13 protein-coding genes and 1 pseudogene are annotated in these 15,298 nt (G+C 70.7%); 11 read left to right on the top strand and 3 right to left on the bottom strand.

Annotation, left to right across the window (positions count from 1 at the left end; all coding sequences use genetic code 11):
* Positions 1-5: 5 nt before the first annotated feature.
* Entirely contained in the window at positions 6-1,061 is a 1,056-nt protein-coding gene (locus ABZT12_RS14970; RefSeq protein ID WP_356383011.1) for a RecB family exonuclease, read from the bottom strand.
* Between the two features lie 178 nt (positions 1,062-1,239).
* Here ABZT12_RS14970 and ABZT12_RS14965 point away from each other — a divergent pair, with 178 nt between their 5' ends.
* The 3 genes from ABZT12_RS14965 to ABZT12_RS14955 all read left to right on the top strand — a co-directional run bounded on the left by ABZT12_RS14965 (position 1,240) and on the right by ABZT12_RS14955 (position 4,770).
* Positions 1,240-2,934, top strand: a complete 1,695-nt coding sequence (locus ABZT12_RS14965) for a site-2 protease family protein (RefSeq protein WP_356383008.1) — start codon at positions 1,240-1,242, stop codon at positions 2,932-2,934.
* A gap of 103 nt (positions 2,935-3,037) precedes the next feature.
* Entirely contained in the window at positions 3,038-3,940 is a 903-nt protein-coding gene (locus ABZT12_RS14960) for a tRNA (adenine-N1)-methyltransferase (protein WP_356383005.1), read from the top strand.
* A 245-nt stretch (positions 3,941-4,185) separates the two neighbouring features.
* Positions 4,186-4,770, top strand: coding sequence for a hypothetical protein (locus ABZT12_RS14955; RefSeq protein ID WP_356383002.1), 585 nt, complete (start codon positions 4,186-4,188; stop codon positions 4,768-4,770).
* A 3-nt stretch (positions 4,771-4,773) separates the two neighbouring features.
* Here the strand turns inward: ABZT12_RS14955 and ABZT12_RS14950 are convergent, their stop codons facing one another.
* A complete protein-coding gene (locus tag ABZT12_RS14950) occupies positions 4,774-5,079 on the bottom strand; it encodes a ferredoxin (protein WP_356383277.1) in 306 nt (101 codons plus the stop codon).
* Positions 5,080-5,484: 405 nt separating this feature from the next.
* On the opposite strand from ABZT12_RS14950, the gene arc reads away from it, so the two are divergent.
* The 6 genes and pseudogenes from arc (at position 5,485) to prcA (ending at position 11,383) form a co-directional block, all read left to right on the top strand.
* The gene (gene arc, locus ABZT12_RS14945) at positions 5,485-7,251 is read left to right on the top strand and encodes a proteasome ATPase (protein WP_356382999.1); all 1,767 of its coding nucleotides are present in this window, start codon (positions 5,485-5,487) and stop codon (positions 7,249-7,251) included.
* A gap of 234 nt (positions 7,252-7,485) precedes the next feature.
* Positions 7,486-8,997 (top strand): depupylase/deamidase Dop, encoded by a 1,512-nt coding sequence (gene dop, locus ABZT12_RS14940; RefSeq protein ID WP_356382996.1) that lies wholly within the window; start codon positions 7,486-7,488, stop codon positions 8,995-8,997.
* Positions 8,998-9,152: 155 nt separating this feature from the next.
* Positions 9,153-9,371, top strand: coding sequence for a ubiquitin-like protein Pup (locus ABZT12_RS14935; protein ID WP_019066113.1), 219 nt, complete (start codon positions 9,153-9,155; stop codon positions 9,369-9,371).
* A gap of 179 nt (positions 9,372-9,550) precedes the next feature.
* Positions 9,551-9,730: pseudogene (locus ABZT12_RS14930) on the top strand (endonuclease VII domain-containing protein); the annotation flags it as partial.
* Entirely contained in the window at positions 9,682-10,527 is an 846-nt protein-coding gene (gene prcB, locus ABZT12_RS14925) for a proteasome subunit beta (protein WP_356382992.1), read from the top strand. The pseudogene ABZT12_RS14930 and the gene prcB, both read left to right, overlap by 49 nt.
* A gap of 70 nt (positions 10,528-10,597) precedes the next feature.
* Positions 10,598-11,383 (top strand): proteasome subunit alpha, encoded by a 786-nt coding sequence (gene prcA / locus ABZT12_RS14920; protein WP_356382989.1) that lies wholly within the window; start codon positions 10,598-10,600, stop codon positions 11,381-11,383.
* A gap of 57 nt (positions 11,384-11,440) precedes the next feature.
* Here prcA and ABZT12_RS14915 read toward each other — a convergent pair whose 3' ends face one another.
* Positions 11,441-12,457, bottom strand: coding sequence for a LacI family DNA-binding transcriptional regulator (locus ABZT12_RS14915; RefSeq protein WP_356382986.1), 1,017 nt, complete (start codon positions 12,455-12,457; stop codon positions 11,441-11,443).
* Between the two features lie 78 nt (positions 12,458-12,535).
* Between ABZT12_RS14915 and ABZT12_RS14910 the strand changes: the two genes are divergently transcribed.
* Both ABZT12_RS14910 and pafA read left to right on the top strand, forming a co-directional pair.
* A complete protein-coding gene (locus tag ABZT12_RS14910; protein ID WP_356382983.1) occupies positions 12,536-13,825 on the top strand; it encodes an MFS transporter in 1,290 nt (429 codons plus the stop codon).
* A 9-nt stretch (positions 13,826-13,834) separates the two neighbouring features.
* Positions 13,835-15,196, top strand: a complete 1,362-nt coding sequence (gene pafA, locus ABZT12_RS14905; protein ID WP_356382980.1) for a Pup--protein ligase — start codon at positions 13,835-13,837, stop codon at positions 15,194-15,196.
* Positions 15,197-15,298: the final 102 nt, after the last annotated feature.

Below are 15,298 nucleotides of genomic sequence, written 5' to 3'. Positions count from 1 at the left end.
CTTCGCTAGTCCGGCCCCATTCTGCCCTGCTCGACGCCGCCGGACCCGGCCGCCCCGACCGGCAGCGGATAGGGCGGGGGAGTACCGCCGAACTCCGGGCAGACCGCCTGGTGATCGCACCAGCCGCACAGCTTGGTCGGCCGCGGCCGCCACTCGCCCGTCTCGGTGGCCAGCCGGATCGCCTCCCACAGGGCGAGCAGTTTGCGCTCGACCCGCTCCAGATCGGCGACGACCGGGTCGTACGTCAGCACGTCCCCGCTGCCCAGGTACACGAGCTGGAGCCGCCGGGGAACGACCCGCTTCAGCCGCCAGACCACCAGCGCGTAGAACTTCATCTGGAAGAGCGCGCCCTCGGCGTACTCGGGGCGCGGCGCCTTGCCGGTCTTGTAGTCGACGATCCGCACCTCGCCGGTGGGCGCCACGTCGACCCGGTCGATGATCCCGCGCAGCCGCAGCCCGGAGTCCAGCTCGGTCTCGACGGACAGCTCGCGCTCGGCCGGCTCCAGCCGGGTCGGGTCCTCCAGCGAGAACCACCGCTCCACCAGCCGCTCCGCCTCGCCCAGCCAGCGCGTCAGCCGCTCGCCCTCCGGATCGTCGGCGAACAGTTCCACGACCTCCGGCCGGCTCTCCCGCAGCCGGTCCCACTGCCCGGGGATCAGCGACTTGGCGTGCGGCGGCGTGCGCTCCGCCGCCGGAGCGTCGAAGAGCCGCTCCAACACCGCGTGCACCAGCGTCCCCCGGGTCGCGGCCTCACTCGGCTTCTCCGGCAGCCGGTCGATCACCCGGAACCGGTACAGCAACGGACACTGCATGAAGTCCCCGGCCCGCGAGGGCGACAGGGAGGTGGGCGCCCGCGGTACCCGGCCGGCGCCGACCGCGCTCTCCGCGAGGGGCGCCGCCCCGGCGGCCTCGGCAGCCTCCGGCTCCGCGACCGCCACAGCCTCCGGGCCCGCCACGGCGTCAACGGCCGTTTCCGCCCCCGGGGTGGCCGGTGCCCCCGTACCGGCGCTCGCGCCCGCGTCGTCCAGGGCCGCCGTGACGCCCTCGGTGCTCGTCTCCATGACGACAGACCTTACGGCCCGCCACTGACAGTGACCCCGCCCACCGCCCCCCGTCTCGCGCGACGGCCCGGGAAACGCGGGGGGTGCCGGGGCGGAACGCGCCCCGACCGCCGCATACCATCGACCCGAGACCCCTCCGCCCGGCAGGCGCGGGGGACGCTTCGAACGAGGGGACACCGTGGACGAGAGCGGCGGGAGCGGGCAGCCGCGGTCCGGCAACGACAAGCCGGCCGAGCACCCCGCAGGCCCTACGGCCCCGGTCACCGGCCCCCAGCCCCCCGACCCCGAAACGCCCACCGACACCACCGACACCACCGAGCGGACGACCGAGCCCCCCGAGCCGACGCCCCCCGCGCGGGCGGAGCGCAGCCCGGAACCGGCGGCCGGCAACGCCGAACCGTCGGCCGACAAGCCCGAACCGTCGGACGGCAGATCGGAACCGTCGGCCAACAACCCGGAACCGGCGGACCACCCGAAAGCCGCCGGCCACCCCGAAGCGGCCGACGCCTCGGACCCCGCCGACGCCCCGAACCCCGCGGCAGAGCCCTCCCCGGCCCAGCAGCCGTCCGACGCCCCCGCGCACCACCGCACCCCGGCCCACACCACCCCCGCCGCCCCCTCCCACCCACACGCCTCGCCCGACGGCGACCGGGCCCCGGACCGCGCCCACGCGGATGCCGGCATCGCCAAGGGGCGCCCGCCCAAGCGGCCGAAGGACCCCGGTGGCGGTCTCCTGATGGGGCGTCCCTTCGGGGTGCCCGTCTACGTCGCGCCCAGCTGGTTCCTCGTGGCCGCCCTGATCACCTGGGTGTTCGGCGGCCAGCTCGACCGTGTGCTGCCCGAACTCGGCGCCGCCCGCTACCTGGTGTCGCTGTTCTTCGCGGTCGCCTTCTATGCCTCCGTACTGATCCACGAACTCGCCCACACGGTCGCCGCCCTCCGCTTCAAACTCCCGGTGCGGCGCATCCAGCTCCAGTTCTTCGGCGGGGTCTCCGAGATCGAGAAGGAGGCCGAGACACCCGGCCGCGAGTTCGTGCTCGCCTTCGTCGGCCCGCTGCTCTCGCTGATCCTCGCGGGCATCTTCTACCTCGCCTTGCAGCCCGTGGAGCCCGGCACGGTGCCCGGCGTGCTGCTCGCCGGCCTGATGATCTCCAACCTCATCGTGGCCGTCTTCAATTTCCTGCCCGGCCTGCCCCTCGACGGCGGCCGTATGCTCCGCGCCGTCGTCTGGAAGATCACCGGCCGGCCGATGACCGGCACCATCGCCGCCGCCTGGGTCGGCCGCGCGCTCGCCGTCTCCGTGCTGATCGGCCTCCCGCTGCTCACCCAGTCCGGCGCCCTCGGCCCCGACTCCGCGCACGTCAGCGGCATGGACACGGTCACGGACGCCCTGCTGGCGGCGATCCTCGCCGCGATCATCTGGACCGGCGCCGGCAACAGCCTGCGCATGGCCCGCCTGCGCGAGCACCTCCCGGAGCTGCGCGCCCGCAACCTCACCCGGCGCGCGGTACCCGTCGAGACCAGCACCCCCCTGTCGGAGGCCCTGCGCCGCGCCAACGCCGCCGGAGCCCGCGCCCTGGTCGTGGTGGACGCCGAGGGAGAGCCCCTCTCCCTGGTCCGCGAGGCCGCGATCGTCGGCGTACCGGAACACCGCCGCCCGTGGGTCGCGGTCAGCGGCCTCGCCCAGGACCTCACCGAGGGGATGCGCGTCTCGGCCGAACTCGCCGGGGAGGACCTCCTGGACGTCCTGCGCGCGACCCCCGCCACCGAGTACCTGGTGGTCGAGGAGACCGGCGAGATCTACGGGGTCCTGTCCGCGGCCGACGTGGAACGCGCCTTCGTGAAGGCCATGGCCCGGCCCGCCTCGGCGTAGCGGAGGCGACCCCGCCCACCGGCGCGGACCCGCACACCCAGGGCCTCTCGCGCACCACGCGCGCGTGGTCGGCGGGCCTCTCGGCTGCCGGTAGGCTGGTCACATGTCCGAACCGACCGGTGCCGCCCGCAGGCGCGGGCCCTTCAAGGTCGGGGACCAGGTTCAGCTGACCGACCCCAAGGGCCGCCACTACACGTTCACGCTCGAAGCGGGGAAGAACTTCCACACCCACAAGGGTTCCTTCCCGCACGACGAGCTGATCGGCGCTCCCGAAGGCAGCGTTGTCCGCACCACGGGGAACGTCGCCTATCTCGCGCTGCGCCCCCTGCTCCCCGACTACGTCCTGTCCATGCCCCGCGGCGCCGCCGTGGTCTACCCCAAGGACGCGGGGCAGATCCTGGCCTTCGCCGACATCTTCCCCGGCGCCCGCGTCGTGGAGGCGGGCGTGGGCTCCGGCTCGCTCAGCAGCTTCCTGCTGCGCGCCGTCGGCGACGAGGGCATGCTGCACTCCTACGAGCGCCGCGAGGACTTCGCCGAGATCGCCCGGCAGAACGTGGAGCGCTACTTCGGCGGCCCGCACCCCGCCTGGCAGCTCACCGTCGGTGACCTCCAGGACAACCTGGCCGACGCCGACGTCGACCGCGTCGTCCTCGACATGCTGGCCCCCTGGGAGTGCCTGGAGGCCGTCCGCAAGGCGCTGGTCCCCGGCGGCATCCTCTGCTGCTACGTGGCGACCACCACCCAGCTCGCCCGGACCGTCGAGTCCATCCGGGAGATCGGCTGCTTCAACGAGCCGACCGCCTGGGAGTCGATGGTCCGCAACTGGCACGTCGAGGGCCTGGCCGTCCGCCCGGACCACCGGATGATCGGCCACACCGGTTTCCTCCTCACCGCCCGCCGCCTCGCGGACGGCGTCGAGCCGCCCATGCGCCGCCGCCGCCCCTCCAAGGGCGCCTACGGCGAGGACTACGACGGCCCCAACGCCGACGGCGGCGCCGGTCGCTAGCGCGGCCCCGTGCCGCACCCAACGTACGCACAGCGTGGCCGAGTTCCCGGACAACCTCGGGAACTCGGCCACGCTTTCCGGGTGTTGGCGGCGCCGGTGGTCGCGGCCGAGCCGTCACAGCTGACGTAGTGGCACATTCCGCGCGGTCCCGGCGACGACCCCGGACCCCGGAGTTCCCTCGCCCTGTGACGTGTGGCACCATGCAGGCCATCCCCCCGGCACAGCCCTCACAGGAGACACTCCTAGTGCAGCAATCCGCCGTCCCGGAACTGGAACTGGCACCTCCGCACACCCGCCCCATCCACTGGGTCGCCACCGCGACCGCTGTGGCCGGCGTGGTGGCACTCTCCTCGGTCCTGCAACCGGGTTCGGCGCGCGCCGCCCAGGCGACGGGCCCCGAGACGAAGTCGGCCCCGGTGACCGCCGCGGCACCCGCCACCACGGGCGTGGCTTTCCCCCTCGACTGCGGCCCGGTGAAGGCGGTGGTCCAGCGGCAGGCGTCCGGCGACCTCGACGGTGACGGCAGACCGGAGACGGTGGCCGTGGTCCACTGCGACGCGGGCATGGGCACACCGCCCGACGCGGTCTACGTGCTGACCCAGGCGGTGGGCGCGAGGAAACCGCGGGTCGTCGCCACCCTGGTCGGCCCCAAGGCCCGGGAGACGGTCACCGACTTCACGGTGCGCGACGGCGCGGTGCGGGCGACCCTGCTCGGCTACTCGACGACCGACGTGCCCAGTTGCTGTCCGGACGTGAAGGACAGCGCCCAGTGGCGGTGGCGGAACGGCGCGTTCGTCCGCTCCGCACCCGCGGCGGCGCAGAGCGTCTGAGGCTCAGTCCGCGTCGGGGCCGAACACCTCGACGCGGTCGGAGACCCGGCGCACATGGATGCAGTCGCCGGGACACTCCTTGGCGGAGTCCACGACGTCGGTCAGGAGCGTCAGCGGTACCGGCGTCGTCGCCCCCGGGTCCTGGAGGAGCGCGTCCTCGGGGCCCTTCACGTACGCCAGCCCGTCGATGTCCAGCTCGAAGACCTCGGGCGCGTACTGCGCGCAGATGCCGTCGCCGGTACAGAGATCCTGGTCGATCCAGACCTCCAGCGCCTCGCCGTCGGCCACGGCCTCTTGCTGCACGGTGATCTCTCCTGCCTCCGCCGGGTGTTGGACACATCGACCCTACCTCCGTCCGTTTTCCCGCCGGCTTCGACCGGTATCCCCCCGGTCCTCGGAGAGCGCGCACGAGCGAAGTCCGGACAGCGCAAGGGGTGCGTGGATACGCTCCGTCAGGGGTGCCCGGACCCGGTCCGCCGCACCCCGGTGGGCGGTCGAACCCACAACTCGCGTCGCCTGCGGAGGTGTTTGCCCAACCCGGCGTCGGAACAGTCGGCTTCTGAATCGCGTTGAGTGGGTATCCACACGGCGTGAGGGAGAGCGCAGGGTGACCGACGACACACCTTGACAGTCTTTGTGATCTAGGGGTTTCAATCGACACCCACCCAGGTAGGGTCTGGAAGCGTCCAGCTCCCCTTGGAGGAGGTGAGGACCGTGGCAGCCCACGACGACGACATGAACCGCGGCATCCGCCCGGGACGAGGGTCCGAAGACCCCGCCGGGCAGATTGCCTATCTTGAGCAGGAGATCGCCGTCCTGCGACGCAAGCTCGCCGACTCTCCGCGACACACGAGGATTCTCGAAGAGCGGATTGTCGAGCTGCAGACCAGTCTGGCCGGCGTGTCCACCCAGAACGAGCGACTCGCCAACACTCTCCGTGAGGCCCGCGACCAGATCGTGGCCCTCAAAGAAGAGGTCGACCGGCTCGCGCAGCCGCCGGCCGGCTTCGGTGTCTTCCTCACCGCGAACGAGGACGGCACCGCGGACATCTTCACCGGCGGCCGCAAACTCCGGGTGAACGTCAGCCCGAGCGTCGAGCTCGAAGAGCTCAGGCGTGGCCAGGAAGTGATGCTCAACGAAGCTCTCAACGTGGTCGAGGCCATGGAGTACGAGAGCGTCGGCGACATCGTCACCCTCAAGGAGATCCTCGAGGACGGCGAGCGCGCCCTCGTGGTGGGGCACACCGACGAGGAGCGGGTGGTGCGGCTCGCCGAGCCGCTGCTGGACATCACCATCCGCCCCGGCGACGCCCTGCTGCTCGAACCCCGCTCCGGCTACGTCTACGAGGTCGTACCGAAGAGCGAGGTCGAGGAACTCGTCCTCGAAGAGGTCCCCGACATCGGCTACGAGCAGATCGGCGGTCTGGGCGGCCAGATCGAGATGATCCGCGACGCGGTCGAGCTGCCGTACCTCTACCCGGACCTCTTCAAGGAGCACGAACTCCGTCCGCCCAAGGGCGTCCTGCTGTACGGGCCGCCCGGATGCGGAAAGACGCTCATCGCCAAGGCCGTGGCCAACTCCCTGGCCAAGAAGGTCGCCGAGGTGACCGGACAGGCCACCGGCAAGAGCTTCTTCCTGAACATCAAGGGTCCCGAGCTGCTCAACAAGTACGTCGGTGAGACCGAGCGGCAGATCCGCCTGGTCTTCCAGCGGGCCCGTGAGAAGGCCAGTGAGGGCACGCCCGTCATCGTCTTCTTCGACGAGATGGAGTCGCTCTTCCGCACCCGAGGCTCCGGTGTCAGCTCGGACGTGGAGAACACCATCGTCCCCCAGCTGCTCGCCGAGATCGACGGTGTGGAGGGCCTGCAGAACGTGGTCGTGATCGGTGCCTCGAACCGCGAGGACATGATCGACCCGGCCATCCTGCGCCCCGGCCGCCTGGACGTGAAGATCAAGATCGAGCGTCCGGACGCGGAGGCCGCGAAGGACATCTTCGGCAAGTACCTCACCGAGCGCCTCCCGCTCCACCCCGACGACGTCGGCGAGCACAGCGGCGACAAGACCACCACCGTCCAGAGCATGATCCAGACGGCCGTGGAACACATGTACACGGAATCCGAGGAGAACCGCTTCCTGGAGGTCACCTACGCCAACGGTGACAAGGAAGTCCTGTATTTCAAGGACTTCAACTCCGGCGCCATGATCGAGAACATCGTGGGCCGGGCCAAGAAGATGGCGATCAAGGACTTCCTCGACCACCAGCAGAAGGGCATCCGCGTCTCGCACCTCCTCCAGGCCTGCGTGGACGAGTTCAAGGAGAACGAGGACCTGCCCAACACGACCAACCCGGACGACTGGGCCCGGATCTCCGGAAAGAAGGGCGAGCGGATCGTCTACATCCGTACGCTCATCACCGGAAAGCAGGGCGCCGACACCGGACGCTCCATCGACACGGTGGCGAACACCGGTCAATACCTGTAAAAGGCGGGGCGGCTGCGGGTGCCCTCGACGGGTACCCGCAGCCGACTGTTTTTCAGGCCACGGCTGGAGCGAGGCAATGACGCAAATGATCTCCCCACCAGCGCAGAGGCGTTCTAGGCTCTTCGGTACCGCCGAGTCGCGCAGTGCGGGGACGGGCACCGCACACGCACCGGAGCACCAGCGGTACTTGAGCAGCGTCCCCGACCGAGGGCGCAGCCGGGCAAGGAGGGCCGCATGACCGTACGGCGAGTAATGGGCATCGAGACGGAGTACGGGATCTCCGTGCCCGGCCACCCGAACGCCAATGCCATGCTCACCTCGTCCCAGATCGTCAACGCCTACGCAGCGGCGATGCACCGGGCCCGGCGGGCCCGCTGGGACTTCGAGGAGGAGAATCCGCTCCGGGACGCGCGCGGCTTCGACCTGGCCCGTGAGGTCGCCGACTCCACCCAGCTCACCGACGAGGACATCGGCCTGGCCAACGTCATCCTCACCAACGGCGCGCGGCTCTACGTCGACCACGCGCACCCGGAGTACAGCTCTCCCGAGGTCACCAACCCGTGGGACGCGGTGCTGTGGGACAAGGCCGGCGAACGCATCATGGCGGAGGCGGCGGAACGGGCGGCCCAGCTGCCCGGCGCCCAGCCGATCCACCTCTACAAGAACAACACCGACAACAAGGGCGCCTCCTACGGGACGCACGAGAACTACCTGATGAAGCGGGAGACCCCCTTCTCGGACATCGTGCGCCATCTGACGCCGTTCTTCGTCTCGCGCCAGGTCGTCACCGGGGCGGGCCGGGTCGGTATCGGCCAGGACGGGCACGAGCACGGCTTCCAGCTCAGCCAGCGCGCCGACTACTTCGAGGTCGAGGTCGGCCTGGAGACCACGCTCAAGCGCCCCATCATCAACACCCGCGACGAACCGCACGCGGACGCCGAGAAGTACCGCCGGCTGCACGTGATCATCGGTGACGCGAACCTCTCGGAGATCTCGACCTACCTCAAGCTCGGCACGACCGCGCTGGTCCTGTCCATGATCGAGGACGGCTTCATCGCCGTCGACCTGGTCGTCGACCAGCCGGTGCGCACCTTGCACCAGGTCTCCCACGACCCGACGCTCAAGCGCCTGGTCACCCTCCGCAGCGGCCGGACACTCACCGCGGTCCAGTTGCAGATGGAGTACTTCGAGCTGTCGCGCAAGTACGTGGAAGAGCGCTACGGCGCCGACGCCGACGACCAGACCAAGGACGTCCTGGCCCGCTGGGAGGACACTCTCAACCGGCTGGAGAACGACCCGATGAGCCTCGCGGGCGAGCTGGACTGGGTCGCCAAGCGGCAGCTGATGGAGGGCTACCGGCGCCGCGACGACCTCGACTGGGACGCGGCCCGGCTGCACCTGGTGGACCTCCAGTACGCGGACGTCAGGGCCGAGAAGGGCCTCTACAACCGTCTGGTGGCCCGCGGTCGCATCAAGCGCCTGCTGGCCGAGGAGGACGTCGAGCGGGCCCGTACGAAGCCGCCGGAGGACACCCGGGCGTACTTCCGGGGCCGGTGTCTTGAGCAGTACGCGGACGACGTGGCGGCGGCGTCCTGGGACTCGGTGATCTTCGATCTGCCGGGCCGGGACTCCCTGCAGCGGGTTCCAACCCTGGAACCGCTTCGCGGAACGCGTAATCACGTCAAGGCGCTCCTGGACCGCTGTCGCACCGCGGAAGACCTGGTCAGGGTCTTGTCGGGCGGCTGACGGAGGCCGGCGGCCGCGGCCGCCGGACCGGGTGGATCGTGCGGCGAACGGGAATCATCGAGGTGGCCGCCGTACGTTGGATGAACTGCGGGGCCGATGTCAGTCCCCGCAAGTAGGGTCTGATCAAGAACGTCGAACCGAGCGGGGTGAGGGTTATGGCGACCAAGGACACCGGCGGCGGCCAGCAGAAGGCGACGCGCTCCACGGAGGAGGTCGAGGAGCAGGCGGAGGAAGCGCAGGCCACGGACGACCTCAAGGAGCGCCACGAGAAGCTCAGCGACGACGTGGACTCCGTTCTGGACGAGATCGACGACGTCCTGGAGGAGAACGCCGAGGACTTCGTGCGCTCCTTCGTGCAAAAGGGCGGGCAGTGACCTCTCCCGTCGGCTGAAGGCGCCGGCAGGGGTGTGCGGGTCACTCGGCGAGGACGGTGTGGAGCGCTGCTCGCGGCCCGGGCGGGACGAGCCGCGAGCGGCCTTCGCAGCCGACCGTTGGACGGGTGCGGGGCTTCGGGCCCCTGCCGGGAGCGCGGGCCCGAAAGTGCCGCGCATTCCATGTGGATCACTGCCATGAGACGGGTAGGGTCCGTGGCGTACTGTGCGTCAACTGCAATTCGGCCATCGGCAAGTTGGGAGATGATCCCGACGCTGTTCGTCGGGCTGCCGCCTACTTGGAGGGATCGTCGTGGAAGCCAATACTCGTAGCACCGGGCGTCTGCCAGCTGCCTTCCTGACGCCCGGGTCGTCGTCCTTCATGGACTTCCTGTCGGAGCACCAGCCGGAAATCCTGCCGGGCAACCGTCAGTTGCCGCCGACCACCGGCGTGATCGAGGCGCCGCACGGCACCACCATCGTGGCCGTCACCTTCCCCGGCGGTGTCGTGCTCGCCGGTGACCGCCGGGCCACCATGGGCAACGTGATCGCCCAGCGCGACATCGAGAAGGTCTTCCCGGCCGACGAGTACTCGGCGGTGGGCATCGCCGGCACCGCGGGCCTGGCCGTGGAGATGGTCAAGCTCTTCCAACTGGAGCTGGAGCACTTCGAGAAGGTCGAGGGCGCCCAGCTCTCCCTGGAGGGCAAGGCGAACCGCCTCTCCACCATGATCCGTTCCAACCTCGGCATGGCCATGCAGGGCCTGGCCGTGGTCCCGCTCTTCGCCGGGTTCGACGTGGACCGCGGCAAGGGCCGCATCTTCTCCTACGACGTGACGGGCGGCCGTTCCGAGGAGCACGGCTACGCGGCCACCGGCTCCGGCTCGATCTTCGCGCGCGGCGCCATGAAGAAGCTCTTCCACGACGGCCTGACCGAGGACGAGGCCACGACCCTCGTCATCCAGGCCCTCTACGACGCCGCGGACGACGACTCGGCGACCGGCGGTCCCGACGTCGCCCGCCGGATCTACCCGATCGTCACCGTGATCACCGACAGCGGCTTCCGCCGGCTGGGCGACCAGGAGTCCGCCGAGATCGCCCGCTCGATCCTGGCCCGCCGCCTGGAGCAGCCGGACGGTCCCCGGGCCGCGCTGCTGTAACGGCGGCCCGCTCTTGATCCAGGTGATCCCCGGAATTCGACGGAAATCAGCAGAGAGGGACGGATAACCGGTGTCGACGCCGTTCTATGTCTCACCCCAGCAGGCCATGGCCGACCGGGCGGAGTACGCACGCAAGGGCATCGCCCGCGGCCGCAGCCTGGTCGTGATCCAGTACGCCGACGGCATCGTCTTCGTCGGCGAGAACCCGTCCCGCGCGCTGCACAAGTTCAGCGAGATCTACGACCGGATCGGCTTCGCGGCCGCCGGCAAGTACAACGAGTACGAGAACCTCCGGATCGGCGGCGTGCGCTACGCCGACCTGCGCGGTTACACCTACGACCGGGACGACGTGACCGCCCGCGGTCTCGCCAACGTCTACGCCCAGACGCTCGGCACGATCTTCTCCAGCGCGGCCGAGAAGCCGTACGAGGTGGAACTGGTGGTCGCGGAGGTCGGCGAGACGTCCGACGGCGACCAGATCTACCGGCTGCCGCACGACGGGTCGATCGTGGACGAACACGGGTCGGTCGCGGTCGGCGGCAACGCCGAGACGATCAACACCTACCTCGACCAGCGCCACCGCGACGGCATGTCGCTGGCCGAGGCGCTCAGGCTGGCCGTGCAGGCCCTGTCCCGCGACACCAACGGCACCGAGCGGGAGATCCCCGCGGAGCGTCTGGAGGTCGCGGTGCTGGACCGCACGCGCCCCCAGGCCCGCAAGTTCAAGCGCATCCTCGGCCCGCAGCTCTCCCGGCTGCTGGCGGCGGACGGCGCGTCCACCGAGGCGGAGAGCGCCGAGGAACCGGAGACGACCGGCGGGGCCGACGAGATCGACGAGAACGACCTGCCCGAGTAGCCCCCGGGTCCCGTGCCTGATGTGCCCCGGCCGCACCCCGGCCGGGGCACAGGTGCGTCAGGAGGCGCCCGGGGGTGCCGTGGAGCCCCGTACGACCAGTTCGACCGGGATGTCCCCGCCTTCGGGCGTACGGCCCTCCAGGACCGCCAGCAGGGCCCGCATCCCGCGCTCGCCGAAGAGCTCGGCGTCCAGGCGGACGGTGGTCAGCTCGGGGTCGACGGCGGTGGCCAGCGCGAGGTCGTCCAGGCCGGTGACGGAGAGGTCGTCGGGGACTCGCAGACCCAGCCGGCGGGCCGCCTTGCAGGCGCCGGCGGCGAGCTGGTCGTCGTCGCAGACCACGGCGGTGGGCCGGGGACCCGGGGCGCCGAGCGCGGCCCCGGCGGCGGCCACCGCGCCGGCGATCGAGATCGGCGCCCGCACCGTACGGATCGAGGTGTCCGCGACCGCGCCGACCCGTGCGGCCAGAGCACGCGCGCGTACCTCGAAGGTCCAGGACGGCACGTCCGCCCCGAGGTGCAGGAACCGGCGGTGGCCGAGGCCCAGCAGATGGTCGGCGACCTGCCGTACGCCGTCCGCGATGTCCAGGTTCACCGTCGCCGCGCCCAGACTGCCCGCCGGGTCGCTGTCCAGCATCACCAGGGGCAGCTGGTCGCCCCGGATCGCGCTGAGGGCGTCGGCGGCCATCGAGGAGGCCAGCACCCCGTCCAGGGCCGCCTGGGCCGACGCGAAGGGATCCCGGGCCGGGCCGACGCCCTCGGGGGAGGGGTAGAGCACCACTCCGAAGCCGTGTTCGGCGGCCACCCGGGCCGCGCCGGTGTAGACGCCCGCGAAGAACTCGGTGGTCAGTGCCGGGACGACGAGCAGGACGGTACGGGTGCGGCCCAGACGGAGGTTGCGGGCGGCCAGGTTGGGGCGGTAGCCCAGGTCGCGGGCGGCTGCGCGGACGCGTTCCGCGGTGGGCGCGGAGACCCGGCCGCGCCACTTGTCGCCCAGTACCAGGGAGACCGCGGCCTGCGAGACCCCGGCGGCCTGGGCCACGTCACGGCTGGTGGGGCGGGTGCTGCCAGGTGCCACCGTCGGCCTGCTCCTTCGTATGGACTCGCGAACAGCGCACATGGTACGTATGGACGGACCAGTTATACGTAAAACCTCATGCGTCACGGTGAGGGGGAGGGCGGGACAAGAGCCGTGGGATACCTGGAGATCCTCAGGGCGAGGCACGCCGCCCGGCTGCTCGTCGGCACGCTGGTGGGGCGGCTGCCGAACGCCACCGCCGCCATCGCGATCGTCCTGTTCATCCGCGCCGACGGCGGCACGTACAGCCTCGCCGGAGCCCTGGCGGCCGTCTACGGAGTCGCCAACGCCGTCGGACAGCCCCTGCTCGGGCGGCTCGTCGACCTCCACGGACAGCCGCGAGTCCAGCTGCCCGCCGCCCTGCTGTCGGCCCTCGCGATGAGCGTCTTCGCCTTCGGCGGCACCGGCCCGCTGCCGCTCGCCTACGCCGCCGTGGCCGCCGCCGGGCTCTTCACCCCGCCCCTGGAGGGCGGACTGCGCGCCCTGTGGCCCGGGGTGCTGCGCGGTGAGGAACAGGTGCACACCGCCTACGCCATGGACGCCGTCGCCCAGGAAGTCATGTTCACCGTCGGCCCGTTGCTCGTGACCCTGTGCGCAGCGCTGTGGTCCGCCCGGGTCGCGCTGCTCGTCCTGAACGTCGTCGGGGTCCTCGGCGCGCTCTCCGTGGTGCTCTCCCCGCCCTCGCGCGCGTGGCGCTCGGCCCCGCGCGAGGCGCACTGGCTCGGCGCCCTGCGCTCGCCCGGACTGCTCGCGCTGCTCGGCGCGTTCTTCTTCGTCGGCATCGCGCTCGGCTCCATCACGGTGGCCTCCGTGCCGTACGCGGACGACCACGGCGGCGCCGCGGTGTACGGCTGGCTGATGGCGGCCATCGGACTGGGCGCGCTCATCGGCGGCGCCGTCTACGGGGCACGCCGGTGGAGCGGGGAGCCCGAGCGGCGACTGCGGTTGCTGGTCGCGCTGCTGGCGGTGTGTTACCTGCCCCTGACCCTCATGCCGGGCGCGGTCGCCATGGTGCTGCTCACCGTGCTCGCCGGAGTCTTCCTCGCGCCCGCCATCGCCTGCGCGTTCATCATCGTCGACCGGCACGCGCCCAAGGGCACGGTCACCGAGGCCTTCTCCTGGCTCGTCACGACGTTCACGGTCGGCGCGTCGGTCGGAACGGGCCTCGCCGGGCCGGTCGTCCAGGCGGGCGGCGCCCTGTGGGGCTTCGCCGTACCGGGCGCCGCGGGCGCCGTCTCGCTGCTGGTTCTGCTGGCCACCGGGCGGGTCCTCGCAGCTCCCGCCGGGGCCGCGGTGATTGCGGCTTCATCGGAAAATGATCCAAACCGTGCCGTCGAACCCCGTTTCAGCACAGGGGATCGGGCGTAATGTTCAGTCATGGACCGCCGCATTTTCGGGCTGGAGAACGAGTACGGCGTCACGTGTACGTTCAGGGGACAGCGACGGCTGTCTCCCGACGAGGTGGCTCGGTACCTCTTCCGCCGTGTCGTGTCATGGGGCCGCAGCAGCAATGTCTTTCTGCGAAACGGCGCCCGGCTCTATCTCGACGTGGGCTCACATCCGGAATACGCGACCCCCGAATGTGACAACGTGACCGAACTGGTCACCCACGACAAAGCCGGCGAGCGCATTCTCGAAGGACTCCTGGTGGACGCCGAACGACGCCTGCACGAGGAGGGAATCGCGGGCGACGTCTACCTCTTCAAGAACAACACCGACTCTGCGGGCAACTCGTACGGCTGCCACGAGAACTATCTGGTGGCACGGCACGGCGAGTTCTCCCGGCTCGCGGACATCCTCATCCCGTTCCTGGTCACGCGTCAGCTGCTCTGCGGCGCGGGCAAGGTGCTCCAGACGCCGCGCGGCGCCGTGTACTGCGTCAGCCAGCGCGCCGAACACATCTGGGAGGGCGTCTCCTCGGCGACGACGCGTTCCCGGCCCATCATCAACACCCGTGACGAACCGCACGCCGACGCCGAGCGCTACCGCCGCCTGCACGTCATCGTGGGCGACTCCAACATGTCCGAGACGACCATGCTGCTCAAGGTCGGCGCCACCGACCTGGTGCTGCGCATGATCGAGGCGGGCACGGTGATGCGCGACCTGACGCTGGAGAACCCGATCCGGGCGATCCGCGAGGTCAGCCACGACCTCACCGGCCGGCGCAAGGTGCGCCTCGCCAGCGGCCGCGAGGCCTCCGCGCTGGACGTGCAGCGCGAGTACTACGAGAAGGCCGTGGACTTCTGCGAGCGCCGCGGCATCCGTACCGGCACCGTCGAACAGGTCCTGGAGCTGTGGGGCCGCACGCTCGACGCGATCGAGGCCGAGGACCTCGACCGGATCGGCACCGAGATCGACTGGGTGATGAAGTACCAGCTCATCGAGCGGTACCGGGCCAAGCACAACATGACCATGTCCCACCCGAGGGTCGCGCAGATAGACCTCGCCTACCACGACATCCACCGCCGTAGGGGCCTTTACTACCTGCTGGAGAGAAAGGGCCAAGCCGCCCGTATCTGCAACGACTTGAAGATCTTCGAGGGCAAGTCCGTGCCCCCGCAGACCACTCGGGCCCGGCTGCGCGGCGACTTCATCCGCCGCGCGCAGGAACAGCGCCGGGACTTCACCGTCGACTGGGTCCACCTCAAGCTCAACGACCAGGCCCAGCGCACGGTGTTGTGCAAGGACCCGTTCCGCTCCGTGGACGACCGGGTGGAGAAACTGATCGCCGGAATGTGAGCGACGCGCCCGAAGGTGCTTTCGGGCCGCAACACGGGCGCCGTACGTTTCCCGTACGGCGCCCTTCGCACGCCGTAGAGTTGCGCGCACGCCATCATCAAG

This window comes from Streptomyces sp. NPDC005423 (assembly GCF_040606415.1).
Lineage (GTDB): Bacteria > Actinomycetota > Actinomycetes > Streptomycetales > Streptomycetaceae > Streptomyces.
This window is presented reverse-complemented; position numbering and strand designations above follow the sequence as displayed.

Excerpts from the sequence above, each read along its gene's own strand:
- dop (WP_356382996.1), top strand. The coding sequence starts at position 7,486 with ATGACCGTACGGCGAGTAATGGGCATCGAGACGGAGTACGGGATCTCC.
- ABZT12_RS14970 (WP_356383011.1), bottom strand. The coding sequence starts at position 1,061 with ATGGAGACGAGCACCGAGGGCGTCACGGCGGCCCTGGACGACGCGGGC.
- ABZT12_RS14935 (WP_019066113.1), top strand. The coding sequence starts at position 9,153 with ATGGCGACCAAGGACACCGGCGGCGGCCAGCAGAAGGCGACGCGCTCC.
- pafA (WP_356382980.1), top strand. The coding sequence starts at position 13,835 with ATGGACCGCCGCATTTTCGGGCTGGAGAACGAGTACGGCGTCACGTGT.
- ABZT12_RS14960 (WP_356383005.1), top strand. The coding sequence starts at position 3,038 with ATGTCCGAACCGACCGGTGCCGCCCGCAGGCGCGGGCCCTTCAAGGTC.
- ABZT12_RS14910 (WP_356382983.1), top strand. The coding sequence starts at position 12,536 with ATGCGTCACGGTGAGGGGGAGGGCGGGACAAGAGCCGTGGGATACCTG.